Source organism: Salmonella sp. 741265055_HSA, from assembly GCF_046569525.1.
Lineage (GTDB): Bacteria > Pseudomonadota > Gammaproteobacteria > Enterobacterales > Enterobacteriaceae > Salmonella > Salmonella enterica.
On sequence record NZ_JBKFSQ010000036.1, the window covers coordinates 1 to 13,489 of the forward strand.

The following is a 13,489-nucleotide window of genomic DNA, read 5'->3' on the forward strand; positions in this document are numbered from 1 at the left end:
ATCTTCGAGTGCCCACACAGATTGTCTGATAAATTGTTAAAGAGCAGGTGCGACGTGGCTTTCAGCTCACCGTCGCGAGGTGGCGTATATTACGCTTTCCTCTTTTTGAGTCAAGCCTTTATTTTCGCTTTCCTCACAGACTTCTTAACGAAGCCTTTCTGACCCGGCGGCCTGTATGCCGTTGTTCCGTGTCAGTGGTGGCGCATTATAGGGAGTTATTAGAGCCTGACAAGACCTAAATGCAAAAAAAAGCTCAACCGTTCACTTTTCAAACAATATTTGAACCAAAAGCCTATTTTCGCCTGGTTTTTAAACAAAAACGAGCCCGTCAGGGCTCGTTTTATTCAAATTTGTGACTTACTGCACTGCCACAATATGATCATCATTGGCTTCAAGGCGAATCACTTTGCCAGGAACCAGTTCACCAGACAGGATTTGCTGCGCCAGTGGGTTTTCGATCTGCTGTTGAATAGCACGTTTTAACGGACGCGCCCCGTAGACCGGATCGTAACCGTTGGCGCTCAACAGTTTCAGCGCCTCGTCGGAGATATGGATTTCATAACCACGTTCTTCCAGACGTTTGTACAGACGCTGCAGCTGGATCTGAGCAATAGAAGCGATGTGTTGCTCACCTAACGGATGGAATACCACAACTTCATCAATACGGTTGATAAATTCCGGACGGAAGTTTTGGCTAACCACACCCAGCACCATTTCTTTCATTCGACCGTAATCCAGTTCGCCAAAGCGCTCCTGAATGAGATCAGAACCGAGGTTAGAAGTCATAATGACCACCGTATTACGGAAATCGACCGTTCTCCCCTGCCCGTCAGTCAGTCGACCGTCGTCCAGCACCTGCAACAGAATGTTGAATACATCCGGATGCGCTTTTTCCACTTCATCCAACAAGATGACGGAATAAGGACGACGGCGCACCGCTTCCGTCAAATAACCGCCTTCTTCATAGCCGACATATCCCGGAGGCGCCCCGACCAAACGAGACACGGAGTGTTTCTCCATAAACTCAGACATGTCGATACGCACCATCGCGTCGTCGCTGTCAAACATAAAGTTAGCCAGCGCTTTACACAGTTCGGTTTTACCGACCCCCGTCGGCCCCAGGAACAGGAAGGAACCAATCGGACGATTCGGATCGGACAGCCCCGCGCGGCTACGACGTATGGCGTTCGATACTGCTTCAACGGCTTCATTCTGCCCGATCACACGGCTGTGTAACTCTTGTTCCATACGCAACAGTTTTTCACGTTCGCCTTCCAGCATTCTGGCAACCGGAATACCGGTCCAGCGCGCCAGCACTTCGGCAATTTCCGCATCCGTTACTTTGTTACGTAACAGACGCATGGTTTTACCTTCCGACTGGGTCGCGGCTTCCAACTGTTTTTCCAGCTCCGGAATTTTGCCGTACTGCAGTTCAGACATTCGCGCCAGGTCGCCAACGCGACGCGCCTGCTCGATGGCGATCTTCGCCTGCTCCAGCTCCGCTTTAATAGTTTGCGTACCAGAGAGCGACGCTTTTTCCGCTTTCCACTCTTCTTCCAGCTCAGAGTACTGACGCTCTTTGTCGTCCAGTTCTTCGTTGAGCATATCGAGACGTTTTTTACTCGCCTCGTCAGACTCTTTCATCAACGCCTGCTGTTCCAGTTTGAGCTGAATAATGCGGCGGTCGAGTCTGTCCAGCTCCTCCGGCTTAGAGTCAATCTGCATACGAATGCTGGATGCCGCTTCATCGATGAGATCGATAGCTTTATCCGGCAACTGACGGTCGGCGATATAGCGGTGAGACAATGTTGCCGCCGCCACAATCGCCGGGTCAGTGATCTGCACATGGTGGTGCAGCTCGTAACGTTCTTTCAGGCCACGCAGAATCGCAATGGTGTCTTCCACTGAGGGTTCTGCGACAAACACTTTTTGAAAACGACGTTCCAGCGCCGCGTCTTTTTCAATGTACTGACGGTATTCATCCAGCGTGGTGGCGCCCACACAGTGCAGTTCACCACGCGCCAGCGCCGGTTTCAGCATATTCCCGGCGTCCATTGCGCCATCGGCCTTACCTGCGCCAACCATCGTGTGCAGCTCATCGATAAACAGGATGACGTTGCCTTCCTGTTTTGCGAGGTCATTCAGCACGCCTTTCAGACGCTCTTCAAATTCGCCGCGATATTTCGCCCCGGCCACCAGCGCGCCCATATCCAGCGCCAGTACGCGGCGGCCTTTTAAGCCTTCAGGGACTTCACCATTAATAATGCGCTGCGCCAGCCCTTCAACAATTGCCGTTTTACCGACCCCTGGCTCACCGATTAACACCGGGTTGTTTTTAGTACGACGTTGCAGTACCTGAATGGTACGGCGAATTTCTTCATCACGACCAATTACCGGGTCAAGCTTACCTTGTTCAGCCCGCTCGGTCAGATCGACGGTATATTTTTTCAAGGCCTGACGTTGGTCTTCAGCCCCTTGATCGTTCACGCTTTCACCTCCGCGCATTTGTTCAATTGCCTGAGTGATATTGGCCGTGGTCGCACCGGCTGATTTCAGCAGATCGGTTAACGTGCCGCGAGACTCAAGCGCCGCCAGAACAAACAGCTCTGACGAAATAAAATTGTCCCCCCGTTTTTGCGCCAGCTTGTCGCAAAGGTTCAGTACGCGTACCAGTTCCGAAGAAGGCTGTACGTCGCCGCCGGTGCCTTCCACCTGCGGTAAACGGCTCAGCGCCTGATCGATAGCGGTGCGCAACTGGCCAGCATTAATGCCGGCGGAGGTTAATAAAGGACGTATCGATCCCCCTTCCTGGTTCAGCAAGGCGCTCATTAAATGAAGAGGTTCGATGAATTGGTTGTCGTGCCCCAGCGCGAGCGACTGGGCATCGGCAAGAGCAAGCTGGAATTTGTTAGTAAGACGATCCAGACGCATAACTCCTCCCATAACAGGTCAAAATTGCTACTGGAGATTAAATGAGGTCATCCCTCAATTATTCAAGGTGAATGACCTGAATTATGTGAAAAGAAAGTTACCCGTACCGGATCGTCTTGATTCTTTAGGTTATATCAGCCAAATAAAACTTGCCATACGGCCTGTCGTCTTGTCGCGACGATAAGAGAAGAAAGTCTCACTTTCGCTAAAGGTGCAGCGATCCCCGCCATAGACATGTTCAACGCCGGTATTCGCCAGACGTTGGCGTGCAAGCTGATAAATATCCGCCAGAAATTTTTCCCCGTGCGGCAAAAATGCGCTATCGGCTTGCGCATCTTTTGCTAAAAATGCGTCACGCACTTCCGGCCCCACTTCAAACGCGGTCGGGCCGATCGCCGGACCTAACCAGGCGATGATATTTTCTGGTTTGTCAGCAAAGCAGGTGACAGTTTCCTCCAGTACGCCTTCACATAATCCGCGCCAGCCCGCATGAGCCGCCGCCACTTCTGTTCCCTCACGGTTACAGAATAGCACAGGCAGGCAGTCTGCCGTCATTACCGCGCAGACGGTTCCTGGCGTATTGCTGTAAGACGCATCCGCACGTTTGGAGGCATAAGGTTCTCCGGTGAGCCTCAACACATTTTTACCGTGAACCTGTTCAAGCCAGACAGGTTTCGAAGGCAGATTGCCCGCCGCAAACAGACGCTTGCGGTTCTCTTCAACATGCTCCGGGTTATCGCCGCAATGCGCGCCCAGATTCAGCGAGTCGTAAGGCGGTAAACTCACCCCGCCAATACGGGTAGAACTACAGGCTGCGACGCCTTTCGGCAGCGGCCACTGCGGGACAATCAGTGCATTCATAACCAGTCCACATCATCTTTATGATCTTCGAAATCGGCGCGCATCGCATCGATAAGGTCCACCATATCTTGTGGAATCGGCGCGTGCCACTCCATTTCGATACCCGATACAGGATGGTAGAGACGCAGCATCGTTGCATGAAGCGCCTGGCGGTCAAACTTACGCAGCGTGGAAATAAACTCTTCCGATGCGCCTTTCGGTGGACGTGGACGACCACCATAGACCTGATCGCCCACTAACGGGTGCGTAATATGCGCCATATGCACGCGGATCTGGTGCGTACGCCCGGTCTCCAGACGCAACCTAAGACGCGTGTGCACACGGAAATGTTCCATAATGCGGTAGTGGGTCACCGCCGGTTTGCCCATAGGATGCACCGACATATGGGTACGTTTGGTCGGGTGACGACTAATGGGTTCATTCACCGTTCCTCCCGCCGTCATATGTCCTATCGCGACCGCTTCATATTCGCGGGTGATCTCGCGCAGCTGCAAAGACTCCACCAGGCGCGTTTGCGCCGGAACGGTTTTGGCCACCACCATCAGCCCCGTCGTGTCCTTATCCAGACGATGCACAATGCCCGCGCGCGGGACATCCGCAATCGGCGGATAATAATGTAGCAACGCGTTCAGTACCGTACCGTCCGGGTTACCCGCGCCAGGATGTACCACCAGATCGCGTGGTTTGTTGATAACCAGAATATCGTCATCTTCATAAACAATATCTAACGGGATATCCTGCGCTTCAAAACGAATCTCTTCGTCGATCTCCGCATCAATAGCCACTCGCTCGCCGCCTAACACTTTTTCTTTTGGCTTATCGCAAAGTTGACCATTGACCAACACGCGCTGATTCAAAATCCATTCTTTTATACGCGAACGTGAATAATCCGGGAACATTTCGGCCAAAGCCTGATCTAAGCGTTGACCGAGTTGGTTTTCGGAGACCGTTGCGGTGAGTTGTACTCGTTGTGCCATATACAGCTTCTTCGTTTAACGTTGGGTTTTACGGCTTTGCCGTTTAATATAGTGTGCTATTGTAGCTGGTCTTAACCGGGAGCAGGAACAGAGAATCTCCCGTAAAACATTTTGAGGAAAGTCAAAACGTCATGACGCGCATGAAATATCTGGTGGCAGCAGCCACGTTGAGCCTGTTTCTGGCGGGTTGCTCGGGTTCAAAGGAAGAGGTGCCCGATAATCCGCCGAATGAAATCTACGCGACTGCTCAGCAAAAGCTGCAGGACGGTAACTGGAAACAGGCAATAACGCAATTGGAAGCGTTAGATAATCGTTATCCATTCGGACCGTATTCTCAGCAGGTGCAGTTGGATCTTATCTACGCCTATTACAAAAACGCCGATTTGCCGCTAGCGCAGGCCGCCATCGATCGTTTTATGCGTCTTAATCCAACGCACCCTAATATTGACTATGTCATGTACATGCGCGGCCTGACGAACATGGCGCTGGATGATAGCGCGCTACAGGGTTTCTTTGGCGTCGATCGCAGCGATCGCGATCCGCAACATGCGCGGGCGGCGTTCAATGACTTTTCGAAACTGGTACGCAGCTATCCTAATAGCCAGTACACCACCGACGCCACCAAGCGTCTGGTATTCCTGAAAGACCGTCTGGCGAAATATGAATATTCCGTCGCAGAGTACTATACCGCGCGCGGCGCATGGGTTGCAGTCGTAAACCGGGTAGAAGGTATGCTACGCAATTATCCTGATACGCAGGTCACGCGCGATGCGTTGCCGCTGATGGAAAACGCCTATCGTCAGATGCAGCTGAATGCGCAGGCTGACAAAGTCGCGAAAATTATTGCCGCTAACAGCAAAAACACCTGAAGCAATACAGACAAGCAAAACGGCAGCCTTCCGGCTGCCGTTTTTTTTATTCGGTATCTGATGCAACAGAAATGATTTCACTGCAACGCATCCAGTCAAATATGGCCTGCTTTCAGCCATTCCTCAAGTAAAAGATCGCTTCTTCCTGCGATGCCTCACAAAAAGTTCGCCTTGACAAAAAGTGACAAAATAATGTGATTTACATCACACATTTTGACATTAAGAACGGTATGCTGGAATCACCAAGACGGGAAAGACAAGAGGTAAAATTTATGACAATGAACATTACCAGTAAACAAATGGAAATTACTCCGGCAATCCGCCAACATGTCGCAGACCGTCTCGCCAAACTGGAAAAATGGCAAACTCACCTGATTAATCCTCATATCATTCTGTCTAAAGAGCCACAGGGCTTTATTGCTGACGCCACCATTAATACACCGAACGGACATCTGGTCGCCAGCGCAAAACACGAGGATATGTACACCGCTATTAATGAATTGATCAACAAGCTGGAACGGCAGCTCAATAAAGTGCAGCACAAAGGCGAAGCCCGTCGTGCCACCGCATCGGTGAAAGATGCCAGCTTCGTCGAAGCAGAAGAAGAGTAGTCCCTTACATTGAGTGTATCGCCAACGCGCCTTCGGGCGCGTTTTTTGTTGACAGGATTAAAACAGTACGGGTACTGTACTGACGTATACAAAGGAAACAGTTATGAAGCTCACCCGGTTTTTCTTCGCATTCTTTTTTATCTTCCCCTGACCGGGAGGCGTTTCGTCATGTGATAAAGAATGCGAAGACGAACAAGAAGGCCTCCCCCACCGGGAGGCCTTTTTTATTGATAACAAAAAAGGCAACACTATGACATCGGAAAACCCATTACTGGCGCTACGAGATAAAATCAGCGCTTTAGACGAAGAGTTACTGGCCTTACTGGCAAAACGACGCGCGCTGGCGATTGAAGTGGGACAAGCAAAACTACTGTCGCATCGTCCGGTTCGGGATATCGATCGTGAACGCGCGCTGCTGGACAGGCTCATTCATCTCGGTAAAGCCCACCATCTCGACGCACACTACATTACCCGTCTGTTCCAGCTTATCATTGAAGACTCCGTGCTTACTCAGCAGGCGCTGCTGCAACAACATCTGAATAATACTCAGCCTCATTCGGCACGTATTACGTTTCTTGGGCCGAAAGGCTCCTATTCTCATCTCGCGGCGCGCCAGTATGCCGCACGCCATTTTGAGCAATTTATTGAGAGCGGTTGCGCAAAATTCGCCGATATTTTTCATCAGGTCGAAACCGGCCAGGCCGATTACGCCGTGGTTCCGATAGAGAACACCAGCTCCGGCGCTATCAACGATGTGTACGACTTATTGCAACACACCAGTCTGTCGATTGTCGGTGAGATGACCGTCACTATCGATCACTGCGTGCTGGTTTCCGGCGCTACGGATCTGAATACCATCGAAACGGTGTACAGCCATCCGCAGCCGTTCCAGCAGTGCAGTAAGTTTTTGAGCCGCTATCCGCACTGGAAAATCGACTATACCGAGAGTACGTCGGCAGCGATGGAAAAAGTCGCGCAGGCGAACTCTCCGCGCGTCGCGGCGCTCGGCAGCGAGGCAGGCGGCATGTTGCACGGTTTACAGGTGCTGGAACGCATCGCCGCAAACCAGACGCAGAATATCACCCGCTTTCTGGTACTGGCGCGCAAAGCCATCAACGTTTCCGATCAGGTTCCGGCAAAAACCACTCTGTTAATCGCCACCGGGCAGCAGGCAGGCGCGCTGGTCGAAGCGCTGCTGGTGCTGCGTAACCACAATCTCATCATGACGAAACTGGAGTCGCGCCCCATTCACGGCAATCCGTGGGAAGAGATGTTTTATCTCGATATTCAGGCGAACCTGGAGTCGCAGGTAATGCAAAGCGCGCTAAAAGAGCTGGGCGAGATCACGCGCTCAATGAAAGTGCTTGGCTGCTATCCCAGCGAAAACGTCGTGCCGGTAGAACCTGCCTGACGTTCAATAAAACGGCTTTTCTTCATCCCTGCGACGGCTACCTGCAGGGTGAAGATGGCGCCGGAGAGCGGATAATCCGCCACTTCCTGAGCAGACATATTTTCTCTGGTAGTTGTAATAAACAGCGTTTTCATATCTGCGCCGCCAAAGCAAACCATCGTCGGACAACGTACCGGCAACCGGTACTCTTCCAGCTGCTCTCCTTGCGGTGAGAAACGCGCCACGCGCCAGCCGTCAAACATCGCGCTCCAGTAGCACCCTTCACTATCCATCGCCGCGCCGTCGGGAAGTCCTTCTCCTTCGCCAAAATGGCGAAAAAGTTCACGCTTGCCCGGTTCGCCATGCTTATCAAGTAACGTGCGGTATATCACGCCATTCGGCGTATCGGAGGTATACATCCACTGGTTATTCGGGCTGAACGCCAGGCCGTTGTGTCCCTGGATATCGCACTGGATCACTTTTGCCGTCAGGTCATGATCGATCCGCATCAGCAACGCGCCATTATAGTCACCTGGCGCCCAGAACGTTCCGGCATAAAAACGTCCATCGCCATCAGTGCCGCCATCGTTGAAACGCGCCAGTTTCGTATTAGAGGGATTGTCGCAAACCTTACGCTGCAATAATCCATTTTTATCGGCCAGCCAGATAGCATGACGCATGGCCACAATAAATCCGCCCTGCTCACGCAAGGCAAAACAGCCCACCTCTTCCGGAAACGCCAGCACGCTATGCGTCCCGCTCGCCGGATGGTAACGATGGATCTCCTGTTCCAGGATATCGGTCCAATACAGCGCGCTTTCATCCTCGCTCCATGTGGGGCATTCTGGTAGATGTCCGACATAATCAAATAAAACGTGCGGCGTAGTCATAACGGTTCCTTAAACGAAAAAAGCCAGCAAAGCTGGCTTTTAGTATAGATGTCATCATTATGGTCGGCTGTCATTCGCCTGACGCAATAACACACGGCTTTCATTCTGGAAGCGTCTGGCATAATCGCCAAACCAGTGTTCAACTTTGCGAAAACTGTCGATAAAAGCCTGCTTATCACCCTGTTCCAGTAACCCGATCGCATCACCAAAACGTTTATAGTAACGCTTGATAAGCGCCAGATTGCGCTCCGACGACATAATAATGTCCGCATACAGCTGCGGGTCCTGGGCGAACAGACGCCCGACCATCGCCAGCTCCAGTCGATAAATCGGCGATGATAGCGCCAGAAGCTGCTCAAGCTGGACGTTCTCTTCCGCCAGATGCAGCCCATAAGCGAAGGTAGCAAAGTGGCGCAGCGCCTGGATAAAAGCCATGTTCTGATCGTGCTCAACAGCGCTAATTCGGTGCAACCGCGCGCCCCACACCTGGATTTGCTCAAGGAACCACTGATACGCTTCCGGTTGACGCCCGTCACACCAGACCACCACCTGCTTCGCCAGGCTCCCGCTGTCCGGACCAAACATCGGATGCAAGCCCAACACGGGGCCATCATGGGCCGCCAACATTGCCTGCAACGGACCGCTTTTCACCGATGCCAGATCGACCAGAATACAGTCAGACGGCAGGGGCGGCAGTTGCGCTATGACCTGTTCAGTAACATGAATCGGCACGCTGACGATCACCATTCCGGCATCGGCGACAATGTCCCTGGCGCGCGGCCAGTCCTGTTGTTCCAGAATACGGACCTGATAGCCCGACAGCGTGAGCATTTTTTCAAACAGACGCCCCATCTGTCCGCCGCCGCCCACAATGACGACCGGACGCAGAGAAGGACAAAGCGTTTTGAACCCCTTATCATTTTCGCTGGAGTAAGATTCACGCATTACCCGGCGCAGGACATCTTCAATGAGATCGGGCGGGACACCGATCGCTTCTGCTTCCGCCCGTCGTGAAGCCAGCATAGAGGCCTCACGCTCCGGCACGTAAATAGGCAGGCCAAAACGGCTTTTCACCTCGCCAACTTTGGCAACCAGTTCCAGGCGCTTAGCCAGTAAATTCAACAACGCTTTATCGACATCATCTATTTGATCGCGTAACGCGGTCAATTCAGCAACCATAACAACCTCTTATGCGACGCGCACCGCCAGCTGGCCGCTCAAATCTTTATGAATTTCACGTAACAGGGCATCGGTCATCTCCCAGCTAATACAAGCATCGGTGACGGAAACGCCATACTTCATTTCGCTGCGCGGCTGTTCGGAAGACTGATTCCCCTCATGAATATTACTTTCAATCATTAAGCCAATGATTGAACGATTGCCATCTTTAATCTGCGCAACCACAGATTCGGCAACGGCTGGCTGGCGGCGATAATCTTTATTGGAGTTACCATGACTGCAATCTACCATCAGCGAAGGACGTAGTCCCGCCTGTTCCATCTCTTTTTCACACTGAGCGACATCTGCCGGGCTATAGTTTGGCGCTTTGCCGCCACGCAGAATCACATGGCCATGCGGATTTCCCTGGGTTTGCAATAACGCAACCTGACCGGCCTGGTTAATGCCAACAAAACGATGAGGTTGCGCAGCGGCGCGCATGGCGTTAATCGCTGTCGCCAGGCTGCCATCCGTGCCGTTTTTAAAGCCGACCGGCATAGAAAGACCAGACGCCATTTCGCGGTGGGTTTGCGATTCGGTTGTGCGCGCCCCTATCGCCGACCAGCTAAACAGATCGCCCAGGTATTGCGGGCTGTTCGGATCCAACGCTTCGGTCGCCAATGGCAACCCCATATTCACCAGTTCCACCAGTAGCTGACGCGCTATTTTCAACCCGGCTTCCACATCAAATGAGCCATCCATGTGAGGATCGTTAATCAGCCCTTTCCAGCCGACGGTAGTCCGCGGCTTTTCAAAATAGACGCGCATTACCAGATAGAGGCTATCGCTGACCTCTGCGGCAAGGGCTTTAAATCGACGGGCATATTCCAGAGCGGTTTCAGGATCGTGAATAGAACAAGGACCGCATACCACCAACAGACGCGGATCGCGCCCGGCAATAATGTCAGAAATGATTCCCCGGGACTGCGCTATCTGCGCTTCCTGCGCCAGGCTCAACGGAAAGGCCGCTTTAAGCTGCTCCGGCGTCATTAATACCTGTTCATCGGTGATACGTACGTTATTCAGCGCGTCTTTTTGCATGATGGCGATCCTGTCTTTTCTTGTTTGCGATAGTTGATCCTCCACGAGGATGTTTAAACCATACCACAAAAAGTAAAGATTTCAATCCATATTACGTAAAATAAACTTTACACCATGCGCAATGGTCGATTAAACCCCTCAATTTCGTATCAAAAACTTTACACAACAAGTGAATTATTTTATTCCCAGCCTCAGAAAAGCGGTAAAATGAGCGATGCTCGCCATTTTTTGATTATTTTTTCTCCGCACGCATATTTTTACTTTCTGATACAGGGTGATTAATACCATTATCACAAGAATTTAATATCAGGGATGTCACTTAAATTATTCATATTATCAATAAGACATAATGACGATATGGCAAAATAATGTTATTTTGCTACAAACAATCACGGATGTATTTTAATGCTTTACGACTGAAGATGGTGGGGACTTGTTAATGCGTTTTTCTCACCGATTTATCCTTCTGTTATCGCTATTATTAGCAAGCTTGCCTCTGTATGCTCAACGCGTCACGGAAGAAGAGAAATCCGTACGCGCCATCGTCTCCGGTATCGTCAGTTATACACACTGGCCGGCGTTATCCGGGCCGCCAAGGCTATGCATATTTTCATCTGCGCGTTTTGTCAGGGTACTTAGCGAAGAGGCTGACTGGGCTTTCCCTTATCAACCGCTTGTCATCCGTACCACACAAGAAGCCCTGAGCGCCCGCTGTGATGGTTTTTACTTTGGCAATGAATCGCCAGCTTATCAGGCGGAGTTAACGCGTCATTATCCAGTTAATGCCTTGTTATTAATTGCCGAGCAAAATACCGAATGTATTATTGGCAGCGCATTTTGTCTGATCATTAACAATGATGAAGCCAAATTTTCCGTCAACCTGGACTCCCTCTCGCATAGCGGCGTGAGAGTGAATCCAGAAGTATTAATGCTTGCACGGAATCAAAAGCATGAATAAGGAATTTTCTCTGTCCAGGCCAACATTTAAACGCACACTACGGCGGATTAGTATAATCAGCGTGCTGCTTACAATGACATTGATCTGGCTATTAATTTGCGTTGCGTCTGTCCTTACGCTCAAACAGTATGCGCAAAAGAATCTCGATTTGACCGCCGCCACAATGGCCCATGGCCTTGAAGCGGCACTGGTATTTTCCGATAACGCGGCCGCAGCGGAAACGCTCGCCACACTGGGACGCCAGGGACAATTTTCAGCGGCGGAGATCCGCGATAAAAATGGCCGTATTATCGCCTCATGGCGCTATGATGCGCGAGCCGCAGACGATAAGCTCATCGGCTTAATTAGCCACTGGCTTTTTCCATTGCCGGTATCGCAACCCGTCTGGCACAACGGCAGGGCCATCGGCGAAGTACGGCTTGTTGCCCGCGACAGCCTTATTGGTCATTTTATCTGGCTCTCGCTGGCAGTGCTGACAGGATGTATTCTGCTGGCATCCGGCATTGCCCTATTGCTCACGCGTTATTTACACAATGGCGTTGTGGATGCGCTGCAAAATATTACTGAAGTTGTACACGACGTTCGCACTAACCGAAATTTTTCACGCCGGGTACCTGATGAACGTATTGCGGAATTTCACCTGTTTGCGCAGGATTTCAATAGCCTTCTGGATGAGATGGAAGAATGGCAGCTACGGCTTCAGGCTAAAAATGCACAGTTACTACGTACCGCGCTGCACGATCCGCTGACGGGGCTTGCCAATCGTGCGGCATTTCGCAGCTGTATTAACGCGCTGATGAAGGACAATTCCGCTCGTAGCAGTTCGGCATTGTTATTTCTGGATGGCGATAACTTTAAATATATTAATGATACCTGGGGACATGCGGCAGGCGACCGCGTACTTATAGAGGTTGCCAAAAGATTAGCGGAATTCGGTGGTAGTCGTTATCAGACTTACCGACTCGGCGGCGATGAATTTGCGATGGTGCTTTACGGTGTGCATTCGGAGTATGAAGTACAACGTATTTGCGCAGCGCTATCCCAGGCGTTTAATCGACCTTTTGAACTGCATAACGGCCAGCGAATAACGATGACCCTGAGTATTGGCTTTGCGCTGACATGGGAACATGCCACTGCCGAAAAACTACAAGAACTGGCCGATCGAAATATGTATCAGGCTAAACACCGGCGTGCGGAACGTTCGCTAAATTAAGGAACGGGCCTGGCCGTTGCTGACTCAGCGTTGATACCACAGACCCAGCCTAATCATGTAACCGTCATGGCGTGGAACAACCCATAAAAAAGGGGCCAGCGTAATGCCAGCCCCTTCTTTTCTACAAGCTTTCGGATGTTGCGAAAGCGCGTTCTTAGTTAAGACGCTCTTTGATACGAGCCGCTTTACCAGTACGCTCACGCAGGTAGTACAGTTTAGCTTTACGAACAGCACCACGACGTTTAACAGCAATGCTGTCAACTACCGGAGAGTGAGTCTGGAAGACACGCTCAACGCCTTCGCCGTTGGAAATTTTACGAACAGTGAATGCAGAGTGCAGACCGCGGTTACGAATAGCGATAACCACGCCCTCGAATGCCTGCAGACGTTTTTTGGAACCTTCAACAACCCATACTTTCACTTCCACGGTATCACCCGGACGGAAGGAAGGTACGTCCTGCTTCATCTGTTCTTGTTCAAGTTGCTTAATAATATTGCTCATAATTTAATCTCTTATCCTGGGTAAACTG

General features: G+C 51.2%; 13 protein-coding genes and 1 other annotated feature. Of the genes, 6 read left to right on the top strand and 7 right to left on the bottom strand.

Annotated elements, in window-relative coordinates; all coding sequences use genetic code 11:
* Positions 1–357 precede the first annotated feature (357 nt).
* The 3 genes from clpB to rluD all read right to left on the bottom strand — a co-directional run bounded on the left by clpB (position 358) and on the right by rluD (position 4,769).
* Positions 358–2,931 (bottom strand): ATP-dependent chaperone ClpB, encoded by a 2,574-nt coding sequence (clpB, locus tag ACLD4K_RS17655; RefSeq protein ID WP_080250744.1) that lies wholly within the window; start codon positions 2,929–2,931, stop codon positions 358–360.
* Positions 2,932–3,060: 129 nt separating this feature from the next.
* Positions 3,061–3,792 (bottom strand): purine nucleoside phosphorylase YfiH, encoded by a 732-nt coding sequence (yfiH, locus tag ACLD4K_RS17660; protein ID WP_000992639.1) that lies wholly within the window; start codon positions 3,790–3,792, stop codon positions 3,061–3,063.
* Entirely contained in the window at positions 3,789–4,769 is a 981-nt protein-coding gene (gene rluD / locus ACLD4K_RS17665; RefSeq protein WP_000079130.1) for a 23S rRNA pseudouridine(1911/1915/1917) synthase RluD, read from the bottom strand. The genes yfiH and rluD overlap by 4 nt, the downstream gene beginning before the upstream one ends.
* A 131-nt stretch (positions 4,770–4,900) precedes the next feature.
* On the opposite strand from rluD, the gene bamD reads away from it, so the two are divergent.
* The 4 genes from bamD (at position 4,901) to pheA (ending at position 7,660) form a co-directional block, all read left to right on the top strand.
* Positions 4,901–5,638, top strand: a complete 738-nt coding sequence (bamD, locus tag ACLD4K_RS17670; protein WP_411012243.1) for an outer membrane protein assembly factor BamD — start codon at positions 4,901–4,903, stop codon at positions 5,636–5,638.
* A gap of 272 nt (positions 5,639–5,910) precedes the next feature.
* Positions 5,911–6,249: a ribosome-associated translation inhibitor RaiA gene (raiA, locus tag ACLD4K_RS17675; RefSeq protein ID WP_000178449.1), complete on the top strand. Its 339-nt coding sequence runs from the start codon at positions 5,911–5,913 to the stop codon at positions 6,247–6,249.
* A 102-nt stretch (positions 6,250–6,351) separates the two neighbouring features.
* Positions 6,352–6,477, top strand: a sequence feature (Phe leader region).
* The gene (gene pheL / locus ACLD4K_RS17680; RefSeq protein WP_010989056.1) at positions 6,353–6,400 is read left to right on the top strand and encodes a pheA operon leader peptide PheL; all 48 of its coding nucleotides are present in this window, start codon (positions 6,353–6,355) and stop codon (positions 6,398–6,400) included. Its footprint overlaps the feature before it by 48 nt.
* A 22-nt stretch (positions 6,478–6,499) precedes the next feature.
* Positions 6,500–7,660 (top strand): bifunctional chorismate mutase/prephenate dehydratase, encoded by a 1,161-nt coding sequence (gene pheA, locus ACLD4K_RS17685; protein ID WP_411012244.1) that lies wholly within the window; start codon positions 6,500–6,502, stop codon positions 7,658–7,660.
* Here pheA and ACLD4K_RS17690 read toward each other — a convergent pair.
* Genes ACLD4K_RS17690 through aroF form a run of 3 tightly spaced genes read right to left on the bottom strand, consistent with a single transcriptional unit; the run spans position 7,621 to position 10,788 of the window.
* Positions 7,621–8,529 carry an SMP-30/gluconolactonase/LRE family protein gene (locus ACLD4K_RS17690; protein WP_000210993.1) on the bottom strand — a complete coding sequence of 303 codons (909 nt, stop codon included), beginning with the start codon at positions 8,527–8,529 and terminating at the stop codon, positions 7,621–7,623. The two genes, pheA and ACLD4K_RS17690, sit on opposite strands and share 40 nt — an antisense overlap.
* Positions 8,530–8,586: 57 nt before the next feature.
* Positions 8,587–9,708, bottom strand: coding sequence for a bifunctional chorismate mutase/prephenate dehydrogenase (gene tyrA / locus ACLD4K_RS17695; protein WP_000225191.1), 1,122 nt, complete (start codon positions 9,706–9,708; stop codon positions 8,587–8,589).
* A 9-nt stretch (positions 9,709–9,717) separates the two neighbouring features.
* Complete coding sequence (aroF, locus tag ACLD4K_RS17700) at positions 9,718–10,788, bottom strand: 3-deoxy-7-phosphoheptulonate synthase AroF (RefSeq protein ID WP_001168062.1); 1,071 nt, start codon at positions 10,786–10,788, stop codon at positions 9,718–9,720.
* A 439-nt stretch (positions 10,789–11,227) separates the two neighbouring features.
* On the opposite strand from aroF, the gene ACLD4K_RS17705 reads away from it, so the two are divergent.
* Positions 11,228–11,746, top strand: a complete 519-nt coding sequence (locus ACLD4K_RS17705; protein WP_411012251.1) for a YfiR family protein — start codon at positions 11,228–11,230, stop codon at positions 11,744–11,746.
* Positions 11,739–12,959 carry a diguanylate cyclase DgcN gene (gene dgcN, locus ACLD4K_RS17710; RefSeq protein WP_411012245.1) on the top strand — a complete coding sequence of 407 codons (1,221 nt, stop codon included), beginning with the start codon at positions 11,739–11,741 and terminating at the stop codon, positions 12,957–12,959. The genes ACLD4K_RS17705 and dgcN overlap by 8 nt, the downstream gene beginning before the upstream one ends.
* 154 nt (positions 12,960–13,113) lie before the next feature.
* Here dgcN and rplS read toward each other — a convergent pair whose 3' ends face one another.
* Positions 13,114–13,461 carry a 50S ribosomal protein L19 gene (gene rplS / locus ACLD4K_RS17715; RefSeq protein WP_012134695.1) on the bottom strand — a complete coding sequence of 116 codons (348 nt, stop codon included), beginning with the start codon at positions 13,459–13,461 and terminating at the stop codon, positions 13,114–13,116.
* Positions 13,462–13,489: the final 28 nt, after the last annotated feature.